The organism is Acidovorax temperans (assembly GCF_028596105.1).
GTDB classification, from domain to species: domain Bacteria; phylum Pseudomonadota; class Gammaproteobacteria; order Burkholderiales; family Burkholderiaceae_C; genus Acidovorax; species Acidovorax temperans.
In genome coordinates this window covers 986,797-1,010,519 of the sequence record NZ_CP117193.1, presented here as the reverse complement: position 1 = coordinate 1,010,519, position 23,723 = coordinate 986,797, and the positions used below count along the sequence as shown (strand labels likewise).

Annotated in this window: 20 protein-coding genes; 14 read left to right on the top strand and 6 right to left on the bottom strand. The window is 65.3% G+C overall.

Going from position 1 to position 23,723, the window contains the following annotated elements; genetic code table 11:
* Positions 1-41 precede the first annotated feature (41 nt).
* Positions 42-1,004 carry a tripartite tricarboxylate transporter substrate binding protein BugE gene (locus PQV96_RS04720; protein WP_273624741.1) on the bottom strand — a complete coding sequence of 321 codons (963 nt, stop codon included), beginning with the start codon at positions 1,002-1,004 and terminating at the stop codon, positions 42-44.
* A 179-nt stretch (positions 1,005-1,183) separates the two neighbouring features.
* On the opposite strand from PQV96_RS04720, the gene PQV96_RS04715 reads away from it, so the two are divergent.
* Together PQV96_RS04715 and PQV96_RS04710 are read left to right on the top strand one after the other, a co-directional pair.
* Entirely contained in the window at positions 1,184-2,089 is a 906-nt protein-coding gene (locus PQV96_RS04715) for an AEC family transporter (protein WP_066695605.1), read from the top strand.
* A complete protein-coding gene (locus tag PQV96_RS04710) occupies positions 2,086-2,739 on the top strand; it encodes a GDSL-type esterase/lipase family protein (protein ID WP_273624740.1) in 654 nt (217 codons plus the stop codon). Before PQV96_RS04715 ends, PQV96_RS04710 begins: the two co-directional genes overlap by 4 nt.
* 42 nt (positions 2,740-2,781) lie before the next feature.
* Here PQV96_RS04710 and queG read toward each other — a convergent pair whose 3' ends face one another.
* A complete protein-coding gene (gene queG, locus PQV96_RS04705) occupies positions 2,782-3,870 on the bottom strand; it encodes a tRNA epoxyqueuosine(34) reductase QueG (protein WP_242638185.1) in 1,089 nt (362 codons plus the stop codon).
* Here queG and tsaE point away from each other — a divergent pair.
* Positions 3,853-4,365, top strand: a complete 513-nt coding sequence (tsaE, locus tag PQV96_RS04700) for a tRNA (adenosine(37)-N6)-threonylcarbamoyltransferase complex ATPase subunit type 1 TsaE (RefSeq protein WP_207374345.1) — start codon at positions 3,853-3,855, stop codon at positions 4,363-4,365. The two genes, queG and tsaE, sit on opposite strands and share 18 nt — an antisense overlap.
* Positions 4,362-5,807 carry an N-acetylmuramoyl-L-alanine amidase gene (locus PQV96_RS04695; RefSeq protein ID WP_273624739.1) on the top strand — a complete coding sequence of 482 codons (1,446 nt, stop codon included), beginning with the start codon at positions 4,362-4,364 and terminating at the stop codon, positions 5,805-5,807. The genes tsaE and PQV96_RS04695 overlap by 4 nt, the downstream gene beginning before the upstream one ends.
* Before the next feature lie 69 nt (positions 5,808-5,876).
* Here the strand turns inward: PQV96_RS04695 and PQV96_RS04690 are convergent, their stop codons facing one another.
* Positions 5,877-7,451 carry a methyl-accepting chemotaxis protein gene (locus PQV96_RS04690; RefSeq protein WP_273624738.1) on the bottom strand — a complete coding sequence of 525 codons (1,575 nt, stop codon included), beginning with the start codon at positions 7,449-7,451 and terminating at the stop codon, positions 5,877-5,879.
* Between the two features lie 297 nt (positions 7,452-7,748).
* Between PQV96_RS04690 and PQV96_RS04685 the strand changes: the two genes are divergently transcribed.
* A complete protein-coding gene (locus PQV96_RS04685) occupies positions 7,749-7,991 on the top strand; it encodes a glycine zipper 2TM domain-containing protein (RefSeq protein ID WP_044401408.1) in 243 nt (80 codons plus the stop codon).
* A 72-nt stretch (positions 7,992-8,063) separates the two neighbouring features.
* On the opposite strand, the gene PQV96_RS04680 is transcribed toward PQV96_RS04685, so the two are convergent.
* Positions 8,064-8,714 (bottom strand): DedA family protein, encoded by a 651-nt coding sequence (locus PQV96_RS04680; protein WP_066696275.1) that lies wholly within the window; start codon positions 8,712-8,714, stop codon positions 8,064-8,066.
* A 104-nt stretch (positions 8,715-8,818) separates the two neighbouring features.
* On the opposite strand from PQV96_RS04680, the gene mutL reads away from it, so the two are divergent.
* Positions 8,819-10,849: a DNA mismatch repair endonuclease MutL gene (gene mutL / locus PQV96_RS04675; protein WP_273624737.1), complete on the top strand. Its 2,031-nt coding sequence runs from the start codon at positions 8,819-8,821 to the stop codon at positions 10,847-10,849.
* A gap of 70 nt (positions 10,850-10,919) precedes the next feature.
* Here the strand turns inward: mutL and PQV96_RS04670 are convergent, their stop codons facing one another.
* Complete coding sequence (locus PQV96_RS04670) at positions 10,920-12,089, bottom strand: glycerophosphodiester phosphodiesterase (protein WP_273624736.1); 1,170 nt, start codon at positions 12,087-12,089, stop codon at positions 10,920-10,922.
* 440 nt (positions 12,090-12,529) lie between these two features.
* Between PQV96_RS04670 and gdhA the strand changes: the two genes are divergently transcribed.
* The 6 genes from gdhA (at position 12,530) to PQV96_RS04640 (ending at position 19,381) form a co-directional block, all read left to right on the top strand.
* Positions 12,530-13,873, top strand: a complete 1,344-nt coding sequence (gdhA, locus tag PQV96_RS04665) for an NADP-specific glutamate dehydrogenase (RefSeq protein WP_273624735.1) — start codon at positions 12,530-12,532, stop codon at positions 13,871-13,873.
* 162 nt (positions 13,874-14,035) lie between these two features.
* Complete coding sequence (locus PQV96_RS04660) at positions 14,036-15,169, top strand: PilT/PilU family type 4a pilus ATPase (protein ID WP_273624734.1); 1,134 nt, start codon at positions 14,036-14,038, stop codon at positions 15,167-15,169.
* Between the two features lie 374 nt (positions 15,170-15,543).
* Positions 15,544-16,383, top strand: a complete 840-nt coding sequence (locus PQV96_RS04655) for an alpha/beta hydrolase (protein ID WP_273625223.1) — start codon at positions 15,544-15,546, stop codon at positions 16,381-16,383.
* Positions 16,384-16,451: 68 nt separating this feature from the next.
* Positions 16,452-17,696, top strand: a complete 1,245-nt coding sequence (locus PQV96_RS04650) for a multidrug effflux MFS transporter (RefSeq protein WP_273624733.1) — start codon at positions 16,452-16,454, stop codon at positions 17,694-17,696.
* Complete coding sequence (miaA, locus tag PQV96_RS04645) at positions 17,686-18,696, top strand: tRNA (adenosine(37)-N6)-dimethylallyltransferase MiaA (protein ID WP_273624732.1); 1,011 nt, start codon at positions 17,686-17,688, stop codon at positions 18,694-18,696. Before PQV96_RS04650 ends, miaA begins: the two co-directional genes overlap by 11 nt.
* A gap of 10 nt (positions 18,697-18,706) precedes the next feature.
* Complete coding sequence (locus tag PQV96_RS04640) at positions 18,707-19,381, top strand: ABC transporter ATP-binding protein (protein ID WP_207374615.1); 675 nt, start codon at positions 18,707-18,709, stop codon at positions 19,379-19,381.
* A 9-nt stretch (positions 19,382-19,390) separates the two neighbouring features.
* On the opposite strand, the gene PQV96_RS04635 is transcribed toward PQV96_RS04640, so the two are convergent.
* Positions 19,391-19,822 carry an Hsp20/alpha crystallin family protein gene (locus tag PQV96_RS04635; protein WP_198846181.1) on the bottom strand — a complete coding sequence of 144 codons (432 nt, stop codon included), beginning with the start codon at positions 19,820-19,822 and terminating at the stop codon, positions 19,391-19,393.
* Positions 19,823-20,044: 222 nt separating this feature from the next.
* Here PQV96_RS04635 and PQV96_RS04630 point away from each other — a divergent pair, with 222 nt between their 5' ends.
* Together PQV96_RS04630 and PQV96_RS04625 are read left to right on the top strand one after the other, a co-directional pair.
* Positions 20,045-22,693, top strand: a complete 2,649-nt coding sequence (locus PQV96_RS04630; protein ID WP_273624731.1) for an FtsX-like permease family protein — start codon at positions 20,045-20,047, stop codon at positions 22,691-22,693.
* Positions 22,694-22,791: 98 nt separating this feature from the next.
* Entirely contained in the window at positions 22,792-23,685 is an 894-nt protein-coding gene (locus PQV96_RS04625) for a hypothetical protein (protein ID WP_273624730.1), read from the top strand.
* Positions 23,686-23,723: the final 38 nt, after the last annotated feature.

The window sequence follows — 23,723 nt, the reverse complement described above, 5'->3', positions numbered from 1 at the left end:
CGCGCAGATCAGGCCCGCGCGGCTTTGCTTCAGTGCAGTGCTTAGTCGAGCGTGAGCTTTTGCTTGGCCACCACGTCTTTGTAGACGCTGAACTCGGCCTTGATCTGTTCGGCAAACTGCTCGGGCGTGTTGCCCACCACGATGGAGCCGGTATCCTCGATGCGCTTTTTCACGGCCGGATCTTCCAGCGCCTTGCGCACGGCGGCATTGACCTTGTCCACCACGTCCTTGGGCAGGCCTTTGGGCCCCACGATGCCGTAGTAGGCCATGCGGTTCACAGGCTCCAGCCCCACTTCCTTGAACGTAGGCACATTGGGCAGAGCGGCCACGCGCTGGGGTGCGGCCACCACGATGGGCACCAGGCGGTTTTCCTTGATGAAGGGCAGCGCCGAGGGCAGGTTGTCAAAAATCATGGGCACCTGGCCCGCCACCGTGTCATTCAGGGCGGGGCCTGCACCTCGGTAGGGGATGTGCGTCACAAACGTACCGGTCAAGCTCTTGTAGAGCTCCATCTGCAGGTGGCCGATGCCGCCGGTGCCCGAAGACGAGTACGAGTACTTGCCTGCGGACTTCTTCAGTTCGGCAATGAAGCCCTTGTAGTCCTTGGCCGGAAAGCTGGGGTGCACCGCAATGATGTTGGGCGTGGCCGCGATGTTGATGATGGGCGTGAAGTCCGTCAGCGGGTTGTAGGGCGTCTTGGGGTTGATGGCCGGGTTGGCGGCCGTGGTGGAGACCGTGGCAATGCCCAGCGTGTAGCCGTCCGGGGCCGACTTGGCCGTTTCATTGGCGCCCACGATGCCACCGCCACCCGCTTTGTTTTCCACGATGACGCTCTGGCCCAGGGCCTTGCCCAGTGGGTCGGCGATCACGCGGGCAATGATGTCGGTGGTGCCGCCAGGTGCAAAGGGCACCTGCAGCTTGATGATTTTGTTCGGGTAGGCTTGTGCGGCTGCAGATCCTGCAGCAGTGGCCAGTACCAGCGCGATCCAGTGGCGACGGTCCATCGATTTCTCCTTTTGGGGTTTTCGTACGTCTGCAATGTTATGCGAATGTTTTTCCGGCGGGTCTTAGGGATTTCGCACAGATACCCGGGGCATACGCGCCGGTGCGAGGTGCCCGATGCAGCAGCCGGCTGATAGCCTGCCAGCCCACCCGGGGCAGGCGCTTCAGGTATTCTCGAAACGTGAATTACGCCCAGCTCCTGCTTCCAGATTTCTCTCTCATCCTGTTCGGTTACCTGCTGTGCCGGTACACCCCCCTGAACCGATCGATCTGGCAACCCGTCGAGAGCCTGGTGTATTACTTGCTGTTTCCGGTGTTGCTGTTCCAGTCCATCGTCAAAAGCCCGATTGACGTGGGCGCTGCGTCCAGCCTGATGGCGGCGGGGCTGCTCTCGGGCGTGGCGGGCATTGCGCTGGCGTATTCGCTGCCCTACTGGCCCTGGCTGGGCTCGCACCTGGAGCGCCGCGACCATGCCGCCAGCGCACAGGTGGCGTTCCGCTTCAATTCGTTCATCGGCCTGGCGATTGCCGAGCGCCTGGCAGGCGCGCAAGGCTTGCTGATGATTGCGGTGCTGATTGGTGTGTGCGTGCCGCTGTTCAACGTGGCCGCCGTGTGGCCCATGGCACGCCACGGCGGCCAGGGCTTTGTGCGCGAGCTGCTGCGCAATCCGCTCATCATCGCCACGGCGTCGGGCCTGGTGGCCAACCTGCTGGGCTTTCGCATTCCGGGCTGGATGGAGCCTACGGTGAGCCGCATCAGCGCATCATCGCTGGCCCTGGGGCTGATGGCGGCGGGCGCGGGCATGCAGTTTGGGCTACTGGGCCGCAGCCGCCTGCTCACGGTGTCGGTTCTGTCCATTCGCCACCTGATTCAACCGCTGATTGCCTGGGGCATGGCGCATTGGTTCCAGCTCGACGCCGTGCAAACCACGGTGCTGCTGGCCTTCTCGGCCCTGCCCACGGCGTCTACCTGCTACGTGCTGGCGGCGCGCATGGGCTACAACGGGCCCTATGTGGCCGGGCTCGTCACGCTGTCTACCGTGCTGGGGGTGGCCAGCCTGCCATTCGCACTGGGATTTTTGCGATGAAACCCACCATCGACCGACGCGCCTTGCTGGGAGCCCTGGTGCTACTTGCAGCGGGCGCAGGGCTGCCCGGCTGCAGCCGAAGGCCTGCCACCCAGCCTGTGCCAGCGGGTGCCACCGTGCTGGCGCTGGGCGATTCGCTGACTTCTGGCGTGGGGGCATCGGCCGACACCGCCTACCCCACCCTGCTGGCAGCCCGCACCGGCTGGAATGTGATCAACGCAGGCGTTTCTGGCAACACCTCGGCCCAGGCGCTGGAACGGCTGCCCGCCCTGCTGCAAGAGCACCGGCCCGCGCTAGTGATCGTGAGCATCGGCGGCAATGACTTTTTGCGGCGCCTGCCGCTCGAAACCACGCGCACCCACCTTCGCCGCATTGGCGAGCAGGCGCGTGCCAGCGGCGCGCAGGTGCTGCTGGTGGCTGTGCCCGGCCTATCGCTCATGGCAGCGGCAGGGCACCTGAGCGACCACGATGTGTACGCAGAGACAGCCAAGGCGCTGAAGATTCCACTGCATGCCGATGGCTGGTCTACCGTGCTGGCAGACGCCCGCTTGCGCGCCGACAGCGTGCATGCCAATGCAGCCGGCTACGCGCGTTTTACCGATGGGCTGGTGCAGACGCTGCAAAGCACCGGATTGCTATCAAAAAAATAGCTACTAGCGCTTATCCATCAAGCGTCAGAGCCCAATTTCACCTCAAACCGCCAGCGCCCAGGCTACATGCTCGCGCACCAGCTCGCTCGGGTCTTGCGCGCGTGACTGCAGGGCGCTGCGCAGCTCCGCACTGTCAGCCTGCCGCAGTGCGTTGCCCAGCGCCACGGCCACGTTGCGCAGCCAGCGCTCGTGGCCGATGCGGCGAATGGGGCCGCCCTCGGTCATGCGCAAAAAGGTGGGCTCGTCCCACGCAAACAGGTGCACCAGCTGCTGGCCCGACAAGCCCTTGCGCTCATCAAAATCCGGCAGGCGGCTGACCTGGGCAAACTTGTTCCAGGGGCACACCAGCTGGCAGTCGTCGCAGCCATAGATGCGGTTGCCCATCAGGGGCCGCAACTCCAGAGGAATGGGGCCTGCGTATTCGATGGTGAGGTAAGAGATGCAACGCCGCGCATCCACTCGGTGGGGCGCCACGATGGCCAGCGTGGGGCAAGCGTCGATGCAGGCGCTGCAACTGCCGCAGTGGGCGGTGACGGGCTCGGTGGCCGGCAGGGCCATGTCCACGTAGATCTCGCCCAAAAAGAAGGTGGAGCCCGCCTCGCGGTTGAGCACCAGCGTGTGCTTGCCGCGCCAGCCCTGGCCGCTGCGGGCGGCCAACTCGGCCTCCAGCACGGGGGCTGAATCGGTGAACACCCGGTGGCCAAAAGGCCCCACCGCTTCTGCTATGCGGTCGCTGAGTTTTTGCAGGCGGGCGCGCAATACCTTGTGATAATCGCGCCCCCTTGCGTACATCGAGACGATGCCCTCGGCGGGGCGCTGCAGGCGCTGCAGCTCCATGGCCTGCCAGCCGCCCGCCTGGGCCACAGCGGGGGCGCTGTCCCGGTCGCGGGGCAGGTAGTCCATGCGCGCGGTGATCACGCTCACGGTGCCCGGCACCAGCTCGGCCGGGCGGGCGCGCTTCAGGCCGTGGGCGGCCATGTAATGCATGTCACCATGGAACCCTTGCGCCAGCCACTGCATCAATCCCGGCTCTGACGCAGACAAATCCACCCCGGCCACGCCGATTTGGGAGAATCCCAGCTCGCGGGCCCACTCCTGAATTTGAGGAACGAGTTGACTGTTGCACCACATACCGGCCAGATTGTAGAAAGCCCCGGCACAGCCCAGGCCACCACCACCTGGCGCAGCGAGGACGACACCGCCGCCTGGGCCCAGCGGCTGGCTGCACAGCCTGCGCTGGCCAACGCGTTCATCACCCTGCACGGTGACCTGGGCGCGGGCAAAACCACGCTGGTGCGCCACCTGCTGCGCGCGCTGGGTGTGCAAGGCCGCATCAAGAGCCCCACCTACGCCGTGGTGGAGCCGCACGAAACTGCACAGCTGGCCATCTGGCACTTCGACTTCTACCGCTTTGACGACCCGCGCGAGTGGGAAGACGCGGGCTTTCGGGACATCTTTGCCAGCCCCGGCCTCAAGCTGGCAGAATGGCCCGAAAAGGCTGCAGCGCTTACCCCGCCTGCGGACCTTGCTATACACATTGAAGCAATGAACGAAACCGAAAGGCAAGTCACCCTGCGTGCAGGCACCGCCACCGGCCGCAGCCTGCTCCAAGGATTGAGCGCATGACCGCTGACGCACACCCCGCCCACCCACCGCGCGCGCCCAGCCGGCGCAGCCTCTTGCAGGCCGGCAGTTTGGTGCTGCTGCTGGGCACGCAGCAGATTGCGCGCGGCGCCAGCATCCTGGCCGTGCGGGTGTGGCCAGCGCCCGAATATTCGCGCGTCACCATCGAGTCGGACACCAAGCTGGTGGCCAAGCAGTTTTTCGTGACCACCCCACCCAGGCTGGCGGTGGACATTGAAGGCATTGACCTCAGCCCCGAACTGCGCGAACTGGTCGCCAAGGTCAAGCCCGACGATCCGAACATTGCCGGCATCCGCGTGGGGCAAAACGCCCCTGGCGTGGTGCGACTGGTGGTCGATTTGAAGCAGGCCGCACAGCCCCAGGTGTTCACCCTGCCGCCCATCGCGGCCTACCAGCACCGCCTGGTGTTCGACCTGTACCCGGCAGAGCCCGTAGACCCGCTCGAAGCCCTGATTGCCGAGCGCCTGCGGGACACCACCGCGCCAGCGGCTGCTGCCACGGCGTCTGCCCCGCCCCGCCCTGCGGACAAAACCGCTGCGCCCGCCAAGCCGAACGAACCAGCCGACCCGCTGGGCGACCTGATTGCCCAGCACGCCGACCGCCCCGGGCCCAGCGCCACACCCACCCCGGCCGCGCCTATACCGGCGGCTCCGCCCGTGGCGGCCAACCGCCCGGGCGGGCGGGCCACAGCTACACAAACCGACCGCATCATCATCGTGGCGCTGGACCCCGGCCACGGCGGTGAAGACCCCGGCGCCATTGGCCCCGCCGGCACGCGCGAAAAAGACGTGGTGCTGCGCGTGGCCCACCTGCTGCGCGACCGCATCAACGCCACCACCGTGGGCGGCAACCCCATGCGCGCGTTTCTGACCCGCGACGGCGATTACTTCGTGCCCCTGGGCACGCGGGTGGAAAAAGCGCGGCGCGTGCAGGCCGATCTGTTCGTCAGCATCCACGCCGATGCCTTCACCACCCCCGCCGCGCGCGGTGCCAGCGTGTTTGCGCTGAGCCAAAGCGGCGCATCCAGCACGGCAGCGCGCTGGCTGGCCAACAAGGAAAACCAGGCCGACCTGGTGGGTGGCCTGAACGTGCAGAGCAAAGACCGCCATGTGCAGCGCGCCCTGCTGGACATGAGCACCACTGCGCAGATCAACGACAGCCTCAAGCTCGGCACCGTGCTGCTGGGCGAGATTGGCAATATCGGCCGGCTGCACAAACCCCGTGTGGAGCAAGCAGGCTTTGCTGTGCTCAAGGCACCCGACATTCCCAGCGTGCTGGTAGAGACTGCCTTCATCAGCAACCCCGAAGAAGAAGCCCGTCTGCGCAGCAGCGCCTACCAGCAGCAGCTGGCCGATGCGCTGATGCGGGGCATTACCCGCTACTTTGCCAAGAACCCTCCGCTGGCGCGCAGCCGCTCGGTGTGATCTTTCAGCCTGTTCACGATCCTTTCGGACACCGTGAACAGGACGTCGCTGGCGCCAACAACTGGCAGGCTAAGACGCCAGACGGATAACACTCACCACCTCGGCCAGCTTGGCCGCCTGGTGGCGCAGGCTGTCGGCAGCGGCGGCGCTTTGTTCCACCAGCGCTGCGTTTTGCTGGGTCACCTGGTCCGGCTGGGTGACGGCTTCGCCCACCTGGCTGATGCCGGTGGTCTGCTCGCTCGTGCCGCTGGAGATTTCGCCAATCAGGTCGCTCACGCGCTGCACCTGGGCCACGATGCCCTCCATGCTGCGCCCGGCCTCGCTCACCAGCTGGGTGCCGTTTTCCACTTTCTCGACGCTTGCGCCGATCAGGGTCTTGATCTCGCGGGCCGCGTCGGCCGAGCGTTGGGCCAGGCTGCGCACCTCGCTGGCCACCACCGCAAAGCCCCGCCCCTGCTCGCCTGCGCGGGCAGCCTCCACAGCAGCGTTCAGCGCCAGGATGTTGGTCTGGAAGGCAATGCCATCGATCACGGAAATGATGTCGGTGATCTTGCGCGAGGCAGCGGAGATTTCTTCCATGGTGCTCACCACCTGTCCCACCACTTCGCCCCCCTGCACGGCCGCGCGTGAGGCCTCGCCCGCCAACGCGGCCGCCTTGTGTGCCGTATCGGCATTGTTCTTGACGGTACTGGTCAGCTCTTCCATCGACGCGGCGGTTTCTTCCAGGTTGCTGGCCTGTTCTTCGGTGCGCTGGCTTAGGTCAGCATTGCCCGTCGCAATCTCGCTGGAGCCGGTGGCAATGCTGTCGCTGCTGAGGCGCACCTCGCCCACGATACGCACCAGCGAGGCCTGCATCTGCTGCATGGCCAGCATCATCTCGGCCACCTCGCCCCGGCCAGTCACCTGCACAGGGCGGGACAAGTCGCCCTCGCCGATACGGCGCGCCACGCCGCTGACTTCGCTGAGCGACTGGCGGATGCGCGCCACCAGCACCCACGACAGCACCACCAGCAACGCCAGCCCCGCCACACCGGCCACCACCACCGCCATGCGGTACGAGCGGATCAGCGCGCTGGCCTCAGCCGCCTGGGCTTCCGAACGCTCAATTTGGTAGGCCACCATCTTGTCGGCCACGGCGTTGTAGCGGTCTACCACCTGCGCAAACTCCTTCAAGGCAAAGTCCTTGGCCTGCGCCACGTCGCCCGCCTTTTTCATGGCCAGCGCCTTGTCGCGCGTTTCCAGGTACGACTTGCGCACGGTGGCCAGCTCTTCCTGAATGCGCAGCCCACCGGGGCTTTTCTCCAGCTCGGTGTAGCGCTGCTGCACCTTGGTCGTGTCGGCCGTGGTGCTGCCCATCACGTCCTTGAAATAGCCTTGCAAGTTGTCTCCATCGGTTTGGGTGATGGACAGCACCCGCGTGGCGTTCACCGCAATGTTGCTGCGCCAGCGCAGCGCCAGTTGCAGGCGCTCCACCTGTTCGTGGCCCAGTTCTTCCACCGTGGCGCCCAGTTGCTGCACCCGCACCAGGCTCAGCGCCAGGATGACCACCAGGGCCAGCACTGCCACCCCGGCCAGCAGGCTGATCTGCTGGGCAATGGTCAGCCGGTTGAGCCCCTGGGCGGGATGAGAGGTGTGTTCAGACATTGAGCACTTTCCCTTCTTGTTGTAGGCCGGTTCAACCGCGTGACGCACTCCTTGACGTGTGCACCAGCCCGGTCGGGCCCTGATGATTTCGTGAAGCAACCCAAGCCACGATGAACCTCTGCCGGTGCGGTGACAAGCCCATCCCCCCCCCCGCATTCACCCCAATTCCTACAGACGCGCAAGCCCAGGGCTGACACCGCACCGGGCGGCAGCGATTCACAGTGAAGCCATGGGCCAAGCCACCGGCTGCCAAACGCGAAGGCACTGGCCCACCTCCACTTGCGAAAGGAACACACCATGCTGCAAACACGTCATCTCATCGGGGCCACGGCCCTGGTTGCTGCCCTGGCCATGGGCGGCTGCGCGTCCAACCCCACCAATGCACAAATCGGCACGGGGGTAGGTGCCGCCGCTGGCGGCTTGGTGGGCAATGCGGTTTTTGGCGGCACTCTGGGCACCGTGGGTGGTGCCGCAGCGGGCGCACTGATCGGCCACGAAATTGGCGAAGACAAGGACCAGCGCCGCGCGCCGCGCCGATAAGCAGAGTACAAGCAAAAAGAGCTGCTAGCGCTTATCCCAAAAGCGCTAGCAGCTCTTAATTCAATAGCAAACTCAGGACTGTGCAGGCTGGTTGCGCCCTGCCTTCCAGGCTCCGGCAATCGCAATCAGACCCGGCACCAGGATCAGAGCCCAGATGATCTTGTCCAGGTTTTCCTTCACCCAGGGCAGGTTGCCAAAGAAGTAGCCCGCCGTGGCAATGCCCAGCACCCACAGCAGCGCACCGCCCACGTTGTAGGCCGTGAATTTGGTGCGGCTCATTTCCGCCACGCCCGCCACAAAGGGCGCAAAGGTGCGAATGAACGGCATGAAACGCGCAATGACGATGGTGATGCCGCCATAGCGCTCGTAAAAGTCATGCGCCTGGTTGAACGCGCGCTTGTTGAACCAGCGCGAGTCTTCCCACTGGAAGACCTTGGGGCCAAAGTAACGCCCGATGGTGTAGTTGCACTGGTCGCCCAGGATGGCCGCCACGATGAGCACCACGCACGCCAGCGGAAAGTTCATCAGGCCCGCGCCGCACAGCGCGCCCACGATGAACAGCAACGAATCCCCCGGCAGAAAGGGCATGACCACCACGCCGGTTTCCACAAACACGATCAGGAACAGCAGCGCGTACACCCACATGCCGTAGCTCTGCACGAACGCCTCCAGGTATTTGTCTACGTGCAGAATGAAATCAATCAGAAAGGTCACTATTTCCATGAACGGGCCTTGCGTGGCTGGGGTGAGGAGGTTGAAAGCAGCGCGCATTATCCCCATCACCCTGCTACCAAATCCCCATGGGGCCGACGCCTAAAATCTGGCGGGTGAACCCAACCCAGCCCACCTCCGAAATCTCCGCGCCCGAAGCATCCCTGTCCGTCACACGCCGCCCGATCCGCGACCTGCCCGACGAACTCATCAGTCAGATTGCCGCTGGCGAAGTGGTAGAGCGCCCCGCCTCGGTGGTGCGCGAGCTGGTGGACAACGCGCTGGACGCGGGGGCCACGCAAATCACCGTGCGACTGCTGGCCGGTGGCGTGCGCCTGATTGCGGTGGAAGACGACGGCCTGGGCATTCCGCCCGAAGAGCTGCCCGTGGCACTGCGCCGCCACGCCACCAGCAAGATCACCAATCTGCACGACCTGGAAACCGTGGCCACCATGGGCTTTCGGGGCGAGGCGCTGGCAGCCATCAGCTCGGTATCGGAGATGGCCCTGCTCTCGCGCCCGCCCACGCAGGCCAGCGCCTTTTTGCTGGACGCGCGCAGCGGCGAGCTGCGCCCCGCCGCGCGCAGCCAGGGCACGACGGTGGAAGTGAAAGAGCTGTTCTTCTCCACCCCCGCGCGCCGCAAGTTCTTGAAGACCGACGCCACCGAGCTGGCGCACTGCATTGAATCCGTGCGCCGCCACGCTCTGGCGCGGCCCGATGTGGGCTTTGCCATCTGGCACGAAGGCAAGCTGGTGGAGCAGTGGCGCGCCACCTTTGTGCCCGGCGAAGGCAACCCGCAAGACGCACTGGCCCGCCGCCTGTCGGACGTGCTGGGCGAGGACTTCGTCACCCAGTCGGTCGCCGTGCAGCACCGCGTGGGGCCCGTCACGGTCACCGGCCGCGCAGGCTTGCCCGACGCCGCCCGTTCGCGCCCCGACCACCAATACTGCTACGTCAACGGCCGCTTTGTGCGCGACAAGGTGCTCACCCACGCCGCCCGCGCCGCCTATGAGGACGTGCTGAACGGCCACAAGCAGCCCATCTACGCGCTGTATGTCGAGATCGACCCCGCCCGCGTGGACGTGAACGTGCACCCCACCAAGATCGAGGTGCGCTTTCGGGACAGCCGCGAAGTGCACCAGGCTGTGCGCCATGCGGTGGAAAACGCGCTGGCCGCGCCCCGCGCAGCCCTGGCAGCGGCCCAGGCCGCACATGCTGCGGGTGCGCCAGCCGCCACCGCACCGCACCCTCAAGGTTTAGAGCAAAAACAGCCTGCAGCGCCCATGTGGCAAGCGCAAGCTGCTATGAAATTTGAAGACCGAGGCCACCGCGTGCAAGACCTGCAGGCCCTGTGGTCACCCCGCGAGATAACCCCCAGCGTGCCGGACGCTGCGCTGGGCGGGCTTTGGGCCCCCTCTGCACAGCCTGCGGGGGTTGCGTCTGCAGAAGCTGCCCCCAGCGCAGTAGCCCCAGCGCCCAATGCCGCGAACAGCGCCGTGGACGATGCGGCGCGTGCCGAGGCCATGGTGTGGCCCGAGCAGCGCAGCGACAACGCATCCACCTGGCCCTTGGGCCGCGCCGTGGCCCAGTTGCACGGCGTCTACATCCTGGCCGAAAACGCCCAGGGTATGGTGGTGGTGGACATGCACGCTGCCCACGAACGCATCGTGTACGAGCGCCTCAAATCCCAGGTGGACAGCGGCGCCCGCATTGCCAGCCAGCCGCTGCTGATCCCCGCCACCTTTGCCGCCACCCCGCAGGAAGTGGCCACGGCGGAAGAATCCACCGACGTGCTGGCCCTGCTGGGCATGGAGGTGGTCCCCTTCTCGCCCAAGACGCTGGCCGTGCGCGCCGTGCCCACCACGCTGGCCCAGGGTAACCCGGTGGAACTGGCCCGCAGCGTGCTGGCCGAGCTGGCCGCCCACGACGCCACCACGGTGGTGCAACGCGCCCGCAATGAAATCCTGGCCACCATGGCCTGCCACGGCGCGGTGCGGGCCAACCGCAAGCTCACGCTGGACGAGATGAACGCCCTGCTGCGGCAGATGGAAACCACGGACAGATCGGACCAATGCAACCATGGCCGCCCCACCTGGCGGCAGCTCACGATGAAAGAGCTGGACGGGCTTTTTTTGCGCGGGCGCTGAGCTCCACGCGTCTGCGAAAACACAAAAGCCCGCAATCGCGGGCTTTTGTTTATTGGCAGCGCTGGCGCGATCAGTTGTCGCGCGCGGCCTTGGCAGTGTCGGTGAAGTCGCTGAACACGCCGTCCACCCCCAGGTTGAAGAACAGCTTGTACTCAGCCTTGGGGTCGCCCTTGAAGTCCGACGCCAGGCGCTTGGCTTCATTGCGGAAGGTGTAGGCGTGCACAAACAGGCCTGCAGCGTGGGCGTCCTTCACCACCGAGGTGGCAGGCATCATCACGCGGTCGCGCTCGTCGATCTTGCCGTCGCCGTTCAGGTCGTCGGGCTTTCCGTCGTTGTTGGCGTCCACCTGCTTGGAAGGGATTAGGTACGGCTTCCAGGGGCCAATGCCATCGGCGTAGGTCTTGATTTCCTTCAGGCCTGCGGGGGTCAGCAGGCTGGCAAAGGTGCGCGAGTCGCCGGCCACGGCAAAGTCATAGGGCTTGTCGTAGGGGGCCGCGAGGTCCATGCTGCCATCGGCGTTCACGTCGTTGGCATCCACCAGCTGCACCAGGCGAACCTGGGTCTTGGTGCGCAGGTACTTGAGGTTGGACACCTCGAACGACTGCACGATCACCGGCGACGCCTTGGTGGTGTAACCGTACTTGGCCAGCACGGCCAGCAGGCGGTCTTCCAGCGGCAGGCCCAGCTTGGCGTGGTAGGTGGGGTGCTTGGTTTCGGGGTACACGCCCACGGTGCGGCCGGCCTTGGTGCCTTCGGCCTTGGCCAGGTCCAGCACTTCTTCAAACGTAGGGATCTGGAACTTGCCGTTGTACGACTGGTCGCGGTCCGACAGGGGCTGCACGGCGCGCAGGGTCTTGAGTTCGGCCAGGGTGAAGTCAGAGACGAACCAGCCTTCTTCGTTCACGCCGTCCACGTTCTTGGTGGTCTTGCGGCTGGCGAATTCGGGGCGGGTGGCCACGTCGGTGGTACCGGTGATGTTGGGCTCGTGGCGGGCCACCAGCACGCCGTCCTTGGTGGCAACGAGGTCGGGCTCGATGAAGTCGGCGCCCATGTCGATGGCGAGCTTGTAGCTTTCCAGCGTGTGGTCAGGCCGGTAGCCGCTGGCGCCGCGGTGGCCAATCACCAAGGGGGTGTCGCCGTTGAGTGCGGGGTAGCTGGGGCTGTCGCTGCCGCCGCAGGCTGCCAACGCAAGGGCTGCCGTCAGCGCCAGGGCCGCAGGACGAATGCTGAATGTGTGCATGAGCGCTTCTCCTCTTGGGATGTCCTGCATAACCCTCGCGAGTCGGTGATAGTGCGGATCGGGATGGGCCACAAGGCATCTTTTTGCAGCCAATAGCCGGGCTATTGGCAAGAAAAGCAACGCAGTGGACTGCCCGAGGCCGCGCTATCACAGACCGCAGGGAGTTATGCAGGACATCCCTTGGTATGCGTGTAGTGAACCGGCCGACTGTGGGGGCATTCTGTGACAACACCATGACGGTGCATAGGGGTAAGCACCCTACCTTGGCCGCCGCCATTCACACCCCACGGCGGTGCATTCGAGCACCAATTCAATGCAAAAAGGCCACCAATTCACCAAGCTTGTGCAGATTTTCGGCATGACCTTATGACGCTTTGACATAATGTCGCATTGCAGCAAGCAACGGCTGCTTTTTTTGACCTCCACAAGCCTCTTCAACCATGAAATACGACTCCGTTGGCAGCTTCCTTTCGCAGGTGGCTCTTCGCAATCCCGGTCAACCTGAATTCCTGCAAGCTGTCACGGAAGTGATGGAAAGCCTGTGGCCTTTCATCGAGAAGAATCCCCGCTACGCAGAGCAAGGCCTGCTGGAGCGTCTGGTCGAACCCGAGCGCGTGGTGATGTTCCGCGTGTCCTGGACGGACGACCACGGCACCGTGCAGGTCAACCGCGGCTATCGCATCCAGCACAGCATGGCCATTGGCCCCTACAAGGGCGGCCTGCGCTTCCACCCCTCAGTGAACCTGTCGGTGCTGAAATTCCTGGCTTTTGAACAAACCTTCAAGAACGCGCTGACCACCCTGCCCATGGGCGGCGGCAAGGGTGGCTCCGACTTCGACCCCAAGGGCAAGAGCCCTGCAGAAGTCATGCGCTTTTGCCAGGCTTTCGTGACCGAGCTGTACCGCCACGTCGGCCCCGACACCGATGTGCCTGCAGGCGACATCGGCGTGGGTGGCCGCGAAGTGGGCTACATGGCCGGCATGTACAAGAAGCTGGCCAACAACGCTTCCAGCGTGTTCACCGGCAAGGGCCTGAGCTTCGGCGGCTCGCTGATCCGCCCTGAAGCCACGGGCTACGGCACCGTGTACTTTGCCGACGAAATGCTCAAGACCCGCGGCAAGTCCTTCAAGGGCATGCGCGTGTCGGTGTCCGGCTCGGGCAATGTGGCCCAGTACGCTGTCGAAAAGGCCATGGAACTGGGCGCCAAGGTCGTCACCGTGTCCGACTCCAGCGGCACCATCATTGACGAAGAAGGCTTCACCCCCGAGAAGCTGGCCATCCTGATGGATGTGAAGAACCACCACTATGGCCGCGTGAGCGACTACGCTGCCCGCACCGGTGTGAAGTTCGAAGCAGGCGTGCGCCCCTGGCATGTGCCCGTGGACATCGCCCTGCCCTGCGCCACGCAGAACGAGCTGGACGAGAACGACGCCCAGCTGCTCATCAAGAACGGCGTGCTGTGTGTGGCTGAAGGCGCGAACATGCCTTCGACCATCGAAGCGGCCAAGGCCTTCGAGGCCGCTGGCGTGCTGTACGCCCCCGGCAAGGCATCCAACGCCGGTGGCGTGGCCACTTCCGGCCTGGAAATGAGCCAGAACGCCATGCGCATGAGCTGGACCCGCGAAGAAGTGGACGCCCGCCTGCTGCAGATCATGCAAGGCATCCACGCAGCCTGCCTGAAGTATGGCAAGCGCGCCGATGGCAGCGTGAGCTACATCGATGGCGCCAACGTGGCGGGCTTCGTGAAGGTGGCCGACGCCATGCTGGCCCAAGGCGTGATCTGACATCCATGCCGCACAGGGTGCCGAGTGGCGCCTGCCGGTCAACACCAAGGGGCTTCGGCCCCTTTTTTCATGGGCGTAGCGTTGGATATGCCGATGCCGGTATGCTCACTGCCTGGACAATATGTCAGCAAAGGTAACCCCTTTCCTCAAGGAGACGCGCGCGTGGAAATTTTCAGCTTCCTCAATCTCATAGTCGAGAAGGCAGGCTCTGATCTGTTCTTCAGTGTGGGGGCCCCTGTCAACTTGAAGATCGAGGGCATTACCCACCCGCTGAAAATGCCCGCGCTGCGCCCGGGGCAGGTCAAGCAACTAGCCTATTCGGTGATGAACGAGCGCCAGATCAGCGAGTTCGAAGCCAAGATGGAGATGAATCTCTCGATCTCGGCCGAAAACCTGGGGCGCTTCCGGGTGAACGTGTTCGTGCAGCGCGGCGAGACCGGCATGGTGATTCGCTACATCAAGAACAAGATCCCGCCCCTGGCCGCCCTGGGCCTGCCGCCTGTTCTGGAAAAGCTGGTGATGCGCAAGCGCGGCCTGGTGCTGGTGACGGGCGCCACGGGTTCGGGCAAATCGACCACGCTGGCGTCCATGCTCAACTACCGCAACGAAAACGCCACGGGCCACATCCTCACCATTGAAGACCCGCTGGAGTTTCTGCACGCCCACAAGCTCTCGGTGGTAGACCAGCGCGAGGTGGGCATTGACACCCATTCCTACGAAGAAGCCCTGAAAAACGCCCTGCGCGAGGCGCCCGACGTGATCATGATCGGCGAAATCCGCGACCGCAACACCATGAAGCAGGCCATCGCCTACGCCGAAACGGGGCACCTGTGCCTGTCCACACTGCACGCCAACAATGCCAACCAGGCGATGGAACGCGTGATCAACTTCTTCCCCGAAGAAGCGCACCGGCAACTGCTGGTAGACCTCAGCCTGAACCTGGCGGGCGTGGTGTCGCAGCGGCTGATTCCCGGCCTGCACGAAAAGCTGGTACCTGCGGTGGAAGTGATGCTCAACTCTTCCTACATCTCCGACCTGATCGCCAAAGGCGAGTTCTCGGGCATCAAAGAAGCGATGGCACGCAGCACCGAGATTGGCATGTGCACCTTTGACCAGGCGCTGTACCAGCTCTACACCGAAGACCGTATTTCGCTGGACGAAGCGCTGCACAACGCCGACTCGCGCACCGACCTGGCATTGCGCATACGCCTGGCAGCGGGGGTCTCGACGCAAGATGTCGGCGATCTGTCCATCGACACGTCCTCGCCCATCCAGTCGGCTGCACGGTTGGCTTGACGGCAAGCGCGCGGATGCAGCACTGGCCGTTTCCGCCGTTTTTTAGGGATGCCGCAGGGGAAGACACCCTGGCGGGGGCAGCGGCCATCGTCTTCACCACCACGAACGAAACCCGCCACGGTGCACTGGAGCGGTTTGACCTTCAGGCACAGCTGACCGTACTGATGCCGCACGAAGGGGCTGCCGCCATCACGCTGCCTTTCTCGGCCATCAAGAGCATTCAGCTCATGCCGCCCATTGTGCTGACCTCTGACGAGGAACCCACCCGGCGCTACCAGGCTGCGGGTGGGCATGCGGTCAACGCCACGCCTCGCCCCTTCACCGTGCAGTTCACGGATGGCGAACTTTGTGGTGATGCGCGAGTCACCCCGAGGATGAAAAGAACCCCTCTTGTTCTCTCGCTGGCCCTGGTAGCGGCCGTGAGCGTGGGCTGCGCCACGCTCGACGCCAAACAGCGCGAATGGATTTTTCAGCCCAGCGACCGCAGCTGGGGCGGCGCGCAGTCCACCGAAGGCATGCAGGATGTGTGGATTGAATTGCCGACGCAGGCCGCGGGCAAGCCAGAGCAACTGCACGGCCTGTGGCTGCCGCAGCCGCAGGCTGATGCGCCCGTGCTGCTGTACCTGCATGGTGCGCGCTGGAACGTGGCGGGCTCGTCCGGCCGCATTCGGCGCATGCACGAGCTGGGCTTTTCGGTGCTGGCGATTGACTACCGGGGCTTTGGTAAAAGCAGCGCCGGGCTGCCGTCTGAAGCGTCTTCCGCCGAGGATGCACGCGCCGCCTGGCAATGGCTGGCCGCCCAGTACCCCGACAGCCCCCGCTACATCTTTGGCCACTCGCTGGGCGGCGCCATTGCCATCGAACTGGCGCACCAGGTGCACGACGAACAGGGCACGATGGTGGAAGGCACCTTCACCAGCATTCCCGACGTGGTGAGCACCTTCCGCTGGGGCTGGCTGCCCGTGTCGCCACTGATCACGCAGCGCTTTGAGTCGGTGCGCAAGGTGGGCGAGATTGGCTCGCCCCTCTTGGTGGTGCACGGCAGCGAAGACCGCCTGATCCAGCCCGAGCTGGGCCGCAAGCTGTACGAAGCCGCCCAGGAACCCAAGCAGTTCGTGCTGGTGGAAGGCGGCTCGCACCACAACACAAACGCCATCGGCCAGGGCCAATACCGGCAGGCGATGGCCTCGCTGTTCCGCCTGCCCACACGCTGAATCCACACCGCGCATCACAAGGCCGCACGGGCCTGCGGCCCGGCACCATCTGGTACGCTCAGCCGGTTATGTCTGCACCTTCCGCCACTGCTGGCGCCGCGCTTCCAACGCCTTCCCGTCCCTCCGCCAGCCTGGCCATCGTGGTGCTGGCGCTGCTGCTGAGCATTCAGCCCGTCACCACCGATTTGTACCTGCCCGCGCTACCCGCCTTGACGCGCGACCTGGGCGCCAGTGTGGCCGCGGGGCAGCTCACGCTCAGCGCCCTGCTGCTGGCCTTTGGTTGCTCACAACTGGTGTGGGGCCCGCTGTCAGACCGCTTTGGCCGCCGCCCTGTGCTGCTGGCGGGCCTGGGCATTTACGCGGCGGCATCGGTGGGCAGCGCCCTGGCACCCAGCATGGCCCTGCTGGTCGTGTGGCGTGTGCTGCAAGGCGCAGCCATGGGCGCGGTGGTGATGTGCGCACGCGCCATCGTGCGCGACCTGTACACCCCGCTGGCCGGTGCGCGTGCCATGTCCAAGGCACTCACCGGGCTGGGCATTGTGGCCTGCCTGTGCGCCCCCGTGGGTGGCCTGCTGGCACAGTGGCTGGGCTGGCGCGCCGCCCTGCTGGCGCTGACGGTGTACGCCACCGCCACGCTGGCCCTGGTGGCCCTGCGCATGCCCGAAACCATTGCCCACAAGAACCCCCAGGCCCTGCAACCCGGCACACTGCTGCGCACCTGGCGCCTGGTGCTGGGCCACCCCAGCTTCTGGGCCTTCACACTGCTCACCACGGCCACCTATGGCGGTCTGTTCACCTTCCTCGCAGCCTCGTCGTTCGTGTTCATCGAAGTGCTGCAGCTCACCCGCACGCAGTACGGCTGGGTGATGCTATCCACCAGCGTGGCCTACTTCTGCGGCACCTTTGTGTGCCGCAACCTGCTGGCGCGGCTGGGGCTGCGCCGCTCAGTAGCCATTGCCGGGGCCCTGAGCCTGGCCGGTGGCACGGGCCTGGCCCTGGTGGCACTGGCTGGCTCACAAAACCCGGTGGCCCTGCTGGCACCGTTTTACCTGTTCATGGTGGCGCACGGCATTCACCAGCCCTGCGGGCAAACAGGCTCGGTGGCGCCCTTTCCGCAAGCGGCTGGCGTGGCATCGGCCATGAATGGGTTCGTGATGATGCTTGCCGCCTTTGCCACAGGGGGCTGGGTGGGCTCGCACCTCAATGGCACCGTATGGCCCCTGGTGCAGGGCGTGCTCTTCTGGTCGGTGGTGCTGGGCGCCACGTCCTGGACTTTGGTACAAAAATTTGGAGAACCGCGACATGCTGCCTGAACACCTGCCCAACATTGCGCTGGCAGGCCCCACCGCATCGGGCAAAACCGCCGGGGCGCTGGCCCTGGCTGCCGTGCTGGGGCGGCGCATGCCGGTGGAGATCATCAGCGTGGACTCGGCCCTGGTGTACCGCGGCATGGACATTGGCACCGCCAAACCCACCGCGGCAGAGCGTGCCGCCGTGCCGCACCACCTCATCGACATCCGTGACCCGCTGCAGGCCTACAGCGCCGCAGAGTTTGTGCAAGACGCCACGCGCCTCATTGCCGAGATCCGCTCGCGTGGCGCCCTGCCCCTGCTGGTGGGCGGCACCATGCTGTACTTCAAGGCGCTGCTGGACGGCATTGACGACATGCCCGCCGCCAACCCCGAGGTGCGTGCCCAGCTTGAAGCCCAGGCCCAGGCCATTGGCTGGCCCGGCATGCACGCCGAGCTGGCCAAGGTAGACCCCACCACCGCCGCCCGCCTGGCACCGGGCGACAGCCAGCGCATTCAGCGCGCACTGGAGGTGTGGCATGTGTCAGGCCAGCCGCTGTCGAGCTTTCACACTACAAAAAAAGGAGCATCCAGCGCAAGCGCAGCAAGCGCTACAGCCCTTTTTTCCTTAGAACCAAACAACCGTGCCTGGCTGCACGAACGCATTGCCCAGCGGTTTGACGCCATGCTGGCGGCAGGCTTCATGGACGAGGTACGCGCCCTGCGTGCGCGCGGCGATCTGCATGCCGACCTGCCATCGATGCGCTGCGTGGGTTACCGCCAGGCGTGGGAAGAACTGGACTACCAGGCCCGCAAGGGGCCCGATGCGCCGCTGAACATCGCCCACTTCCGCGAGCGCGGCATCGTCGCCACGCGCCAGCTGGCCAAACGCCAGGTGACATGGCTGCGCAGCATGCCCGAACGCCACGCCATTGCCTGCGACCACCCCACCGCCGTGGCCGAACTGGTGCAAGCCGTGCTGCTTCGGCTGGACCAGGCAGAGCGCAACGCCGCCACCGCCTGACCTGTCACCCATGCCCACCCACAGCACGCTTACCGTCCAGCACCTGGGCAAGCACTACGGCGGCACGCCCGTGTTTGCCCAGGTCCACTTCGCCGTGCAGCCCGGCGAGTTCGTGGCCATCGTGGGCGACTCGGGGGTGGGCAAATCCACCCTGCTCAACTGCCTGGCGGGGCTGGACCAGTGGGACGAAGGCGACATCACTTACACCGCCGCCAATGGCACCGCCACCCGGCTGGCCGATTTGGACGAAACCGCCCGCGCCTTGTGGCGCCGCGCCCATGTGGGGTTTGTGTTCCAGGCCTTTCACGTACTGCCGCACCTGGACGTAGCGCAAAACGTGGCCCTGCCGCTGATGCTGCTGGGCCAGACAGACCCTGCCCGCGTGCAAGCCATGCTCGATGCCGTGGGCCTGGGTGCGCTGGGCAGCCGACTGCCGCAACAGCTCAGTGGCGGGCAACTGCAGCGCGTGGCCATTGCCCGCGCCCTGGTGCACCGCCCCGGCCTGCTGCTGGCCGACGAGCCCACGGGCAACCTCGACCCCACCACCGCCGCGCTGGTCATGGACTTGCTGCTCGCCCAGACGCGCGAGCAAGGCGCCTCGCTGGTGCTGGTCACCCACTCTGACGCTGCCGCTGCGCGGGCCGACCGCGTGCTGCGCCTGACGGCCAGCGGCATGGTGGGCTGAAGCCCTCGGTTACTCGATGTGCAGGCGCTGCGCGTTGCTGGCCTGCTTCTTGGGCAAGGTCAGCGTCAGCACGCCGTTGTCGTATTTGGCCTTGGCCTGGCTGGCGTCCACATCAGCGGGCAGCGCAAAGCTGCGGGCCACCTGGCCGAAGTAGCGCTCTGAGCGCAGCACCTTTTCGCCGTCTGTTTGCTGGTCGTGCTGGCGCACCTCGGCGCGCAGGCTCACCACATTGCCTTCGAGCGAGACATGGATGTCCTCCTTGGCCACGCCGGGCACCTCGGCGTGCACGGTGTAGCCGCCGTCTGACTCTTTCACATCCACTTTGATCTGTGCAGGCGAGGGCAGGCCGTCGCCATGCAGGGGGCGCACATAAAAGCCGGGGGCTACGTCCTTGAAGAATTCGTCCAGCAAGCTGCCGCCACGGGGGATCAGAGAACTCATGGTGATGCTCCTTGAAAGTTGTGTGGAATTCAACATCTCTGGCGCACGGCTGGCACCAGACCTGCAGGCAGCCAGAGGCAGAAACCTCCACCACCTTCCCTTCCAATTTACGGCCCGCGTTCTGCCATTTCAAGAGCCCCCGCCGGGCCAACATGCGCGGGTTGATGTGCCTCAAAAAGCCCCTGCCACCGGCCCGCGCAGACCGGCCTGCACAATGCCCCCATGCTCGCACTGCTTCGCACCTTCTCGTGGCAAGACCTGCGCCACCACCCCTGGCGCAGCGCCGCCGCCATGGCCGCCGTGATGCTGGGCGTGGCGCTGGCCTTTGCCGTGCACGTCATCAACGCATCGGCGCTGGACGAGTTTTCGCAGGCCGTGCGCGCCGTCAACGGCCAGCCCGATCTGGAAGTGCGCGCCATGCAAGGCGCGCTGGGCGAAGACCTGTTTGCCCAGATCGCCACCCACCCCGACGTGGCCCGCGCCAACCCGGTGCTGGAGGCCACGGCCATGGCCCGCCCTGTGGCGCTAGCCCCCGTCGCTGCCCCCGTCGCCCTGCGCCTGCTGGGGGCCGATGCCCTGCTGCTGCCCGCCATGGCCCCAGCCCTCATGCCCCGGCCGTGGGAAGGCGCGGCGCGTGATGCCCTCTTTGCCCCCGCCACCGTTTACCTCAACCCCGCCGCGCTGCAAGCGCTGGGCGTGCCGCCCGAAGGCACCCAGCCCCGCCCTACGCTGCAACTGCGCACGGGGCTGCAGACCCTGGCCGTGCAAGTCGCAGGCACCGTGAGCGCCCCCGGCGCACCGCTGGCGGTGATGGACATTGGCGCCGCGCAAGACCTGCTGGGCCGCGTGGGCCAGCTCACCCGCATCGACCTGCAACTGCAGCCCGGCACCGACCGCAGCGCCTTCCAACAAGCGCTGCAAGCCCTGCCCGGCTGGCCCGCACAAGCCACGCTGGCCGAGCCGGGCGATGCGGCGCAGCGGGTGAGCAACCTGTCACGCGCCTACCGCGTCAACCTGACCGTGCTGGCGCTGGTGGCGCTGTTCACCGGGGCCTTCCTCGTGTTCTCGGTGCTGGCCCTCAGCGTGGCGCAGCGCGGGCCGCAGTTTGCGTTGCTGGCCGTGCTGGGTGCCACGCCGCGCCAGCGACTAGCGCTGGTGCTGGCCGAATCCGCCTTGCTGGGCGTGGCGGGCAGCCTGGCCGGGCTGGCGCTGGGCACCGCTCTGGCCAGCGCGGCGCTGCAACTGCTGGGCGGCGACCTGGGCGGTGGCTACTTTGCCGGGGTGCAGCCCCGCCTGCAATGGAGCTTGAGCGCCGCCCTGCTGTACGGCAGCCTGGGCGTGGCCGCCGCCGTGGCAGGCGGCTGGTGGCCCGCCCGCGCCGCGCAGGCCCTGCCGCCCGCGCAGACCCTGAAAGGCCTGGGCAGTGCCAGCGGGCGCGCCGGGCGGGGCTGGGTTGGGTTGGTTTTGATAGCTGCTAGCGCTGGTTTGGCGGCGCTTCCGCCCGTTTTTGGCATTCCACTGGCGGCCTACGTGGCGATTGGCCTGCTGCTGGTGGGCGGCATTGCGCTGCTGCCCTGGGGCGTGGCCTGGCTGCTGCAGCGCCTGCAGCCGCTGGCAGCGCGCCACCCGCTCACCCTGCTAGCGCTGGAGCGCGCCCGCCGCATGCGCGGCACCGCCGCCATTGCCGTGGGCGGCGTGGTGGCCAGCCTGAGCCTGGCCGTAGCGCTGACGGTGATGGTGGCCAGTTTTCGCGGCTCGGTCATCCAGTGGCTGGACGCGGTGCTGCCCTCGCCGCTGTACGTGCGCTCGGCCCTACAAGCTGCGGGCGGCGACGCCGCCCTGCTGCCCCCCGGCTTTGCCGAAGCGGTGGCCCGCCTGCCGGGTGTGGACAAGGTATCGCCCCTGCGCACCAGCCCCCTGCAACTGAGCGCCACCCGCCCCGCTCTCACCGTGCTCAGCCGCCCGCTGGGCACCGACCCCGCCCAGGTGCTGCCCCTCACCGGCCCGGCACTGCCCGTGCCTGCCGGGCAGATCGGCGTGTATGTGAGCGAAGCGGTGGTGGACCTGTATGGCGTGCGCCCTGGCCAGGCGTGGCCCGAGCTTTCCAAGGCTTTTATGCCTGTAGCGCCCGATAATCAAGCGCAGGCAGCTACGTTTTTTATAGCAGGCGTGTGGCGCGACTATGTGCGCCAGACCGGCGCCATCACCCTGGACAGCGCCGCCTACCAGCGCCTGACCGGCGACACCCGCATCAGCGACCTGGCCCTGTGGCCTGCCGACGGGGTGGACATGGCCGCACTGCAAAGCCGCATCCGCAACGCGGCGCAGCAGGCCAGCGCGGCAGCACCAGCGGGCACCAGCGACTCAGGTGCCGCCAACCACAGCGCGGATGGCAATCCGCCCCTGGTCGAATTTGTCTCCGCCCAATCCATCCGCGAACGCTCGCTGCAAATCTTTGACCGCAGCTTCGCCGTCACCTACTGGCTGCAGGCCGTGGCCATCGGCATCGGCCTCTTCGGCGTGGCCGCCAGCTTCAGCGCCCAAGTCCTGGCCCGCCGCAAAGAATTCGGCCTGCTCGCCCACCTGGGCCTCACCCGCCGCCAGATCCTGGCCGTGGTGGCAGGCGAAGGCGCGGCATGGACGGGCATCGGTGCCATCGCAGGCGTGCTGCTGGGCCTGGCCGTGTCCGTGGTGCTGGTGCATGTGGTCAACCCGCAGAGCTTTCACTGGACGATGGAGATGAACATCCCCGCGCCGCGCTTGTGGGCGCTATGTGCAGCGGTGGTGGTGTCAGGGACGGTGACTGCGTGGCTGGCCGGGCGGGCGGCTGCGGGGAGGGATGCGGTGATGGCGGTGAAGGAGGATTGGTAGGAGCAAAAGACAGCCAGCAGAGCTGCCTCTACTGTCCTACTTAAAAATACTGATCCGTACCATCCAGATTCAACTGGTACCAATCCGAGGAGAACATTTTGAAAACCTTCAAGTCCATCCAAGACATTTTTCAGACAGAGTTGATGAATTTAGTGAACCGAGTCTTGGTGGTTAGATGCAAGAAACAATACAACGATGCCTATCTTCGGAACAAAGAATGGCTGCTAAAAGGCAGATCAGGTTGGTGGCCCATCGCGAAACACCAGTCATTCAAGGGCGTGGTTGTTTTGCTGGACTCCGCAGAAGGAGACACTATCGAAATATGGGCCGGGTCCTCCGTAGGACCTGATAGCGGCAAGGTCGACCAGGACCCAACCTCCGGCAGATGGACACTTCAAGTGAAGGGTTCATTTCAATTTATGGGACTGATGCAGGCAGCGGGAGTAAAAGCGTTTTTAGGTACTACGCCGGGTAACCTGACGACATATATTGACCGTAATCAACTGCTGGACCCAGAGGTCCCTCAGTGGCGTTTACCAGCCGCTCAACGCCCCAGACGAGGCTTTGATCCAGAGCTTTGCGGAGACCGCGCGGTCGTCACGCCCGGGACTTACTCGATGTACCGCGAGCATGGGCTTATTGTGAATAGCCTGGCTAAGTGGCTTACTGAGGTTGAAGGCTACAGCAACCTAGATAACGCCCTAGGTTGGCACGATCTACATGCATTTACCCTTGACGGACAACCTGAGCTGTTTGAAGTAAAGACTGATGTGACAAATTCAGACATCTACTGCGCTCTAGGACAACTTCAACTGTACGAGCTAGAGGTTGGACAAAGCCGTAAAACCTTGGTGCTGCCTCAAGAGAAGAATGCGGAAGAAGCTTGGCATGAGCGACTCTTCAGATTGAATATTCAACTCATTACATACAAGCGCCATGATGATGGATACACCTTTGTTCGAGCGGTTCCAAGGCCGACATGGCATCGATAACGCGACGACTGAACAAACTGTTTTCCATCAGTACTAAC

Bases quoted from the DNA above. Each gene is read 5' to 3' on its own strand.
- PQV96_RS04720 (WP_273624741.1), bottom strand. From the start codon at position 1,004: ATGGACCGTCGCCACTGGATCGCGCTGGTACTGGCCACTGCTGCAGGA.
- PQV96_RS04710 (WP_273624740.1), top strand. From the start codon at position 2,086: ATGAAACCCACCATCGACCGACGCGCCTTGCTGGGAGCCCTGGTGCTA.
- queG (WP_242638185.1), bottom strand. From the start codon at position 3,870: ATGTGGTGCAACAGTCAACTCGTTCCTCAAATTCAGGAGTGGGCCCGC.
- PQV96_RS04695 (WP_273624739.1), top strand. From the start codon at position 4,362: ATGACCGCTGACGCACACCCCGCCCACCCACCGCGCGCGCCCAGCCGG.
- PQV96_RS04690 (WP_273624738.1), bottom strand. From the start codon at position 7,451: ATGTCTGAACACACCTCTCATCCCGCCCAGGGGCTCAACCGGCTGACC.
- PQV96_RS04685 (WP_044401408.1), top strand. From the start codon at position 7,749: ATGCTGCAAACACGTCATCTCATCGGGGCCACGGCCCTGGTTGCTGCC.
- PQV96_RS04680 (WP_066696275.1), bottom strand. From the start codon at position 8,714: ATGGAAATAGTGACCTTTCTGATTGATTTCATTCTGCACGTAGACAAA.
- PQV96_RS04670 (WP_273624736.1), bottom strand. From the start codon at position 12,089: ATGCACACATTCAGCATTCGTCCTGCGGCCCTGGCGCTGACGGCAGCC.
- gdhA (WP_273624735.1), top strand. From the start codon at position 12,530: ATGAAATACGACTCCGTTGGCAGCTTCCTTTCGCAGGTGGCTCTTCGC.
- PQV96_RS04655 (WP_273625223.1), top strand. From the start codon at position 15,544: ATGAAAAGAACCCCTCTTGTTCTCTCGCTGGCCCTGGTAGCGGCCGTG.
- PQV96_RS04650 (WP_273624733.1), top strand. From the start codon at position 16,452: ATGTCTGCACCTTCCGCCACTGCTGGCGCCGCGCTTCCAACGCCTTCC.
- miaA (WP_273624732.1), top strand. From the start codon at position 17,686: ATGCTGCCTGAACACCTGCCCAACATTGCGCTGGCAGGCCCCACCGCA.
- PQV96_RS04640 (WP_207374615.1), top strand. From the start codon at position 18,707: ATGCCCACCCACAGCACGCTTACCGTCCAGCACCTGGGCAAGCACTAC.
- PQV96_RS04635 (WP_198846181.1), bottom strand. From the start codon at position 19,822: ATGAGTTCTCTGATCCCCCGTGGCGGCAGCTTGCTGGACGAATTCTTC.
- PQV96_RS04630 (WP_273624731.1), top strand. From the start codon at position 20,045: ATGCTCGCACTGCTTCGCACCTTCTCGTGGCAAGACCTGCGCCACCAC.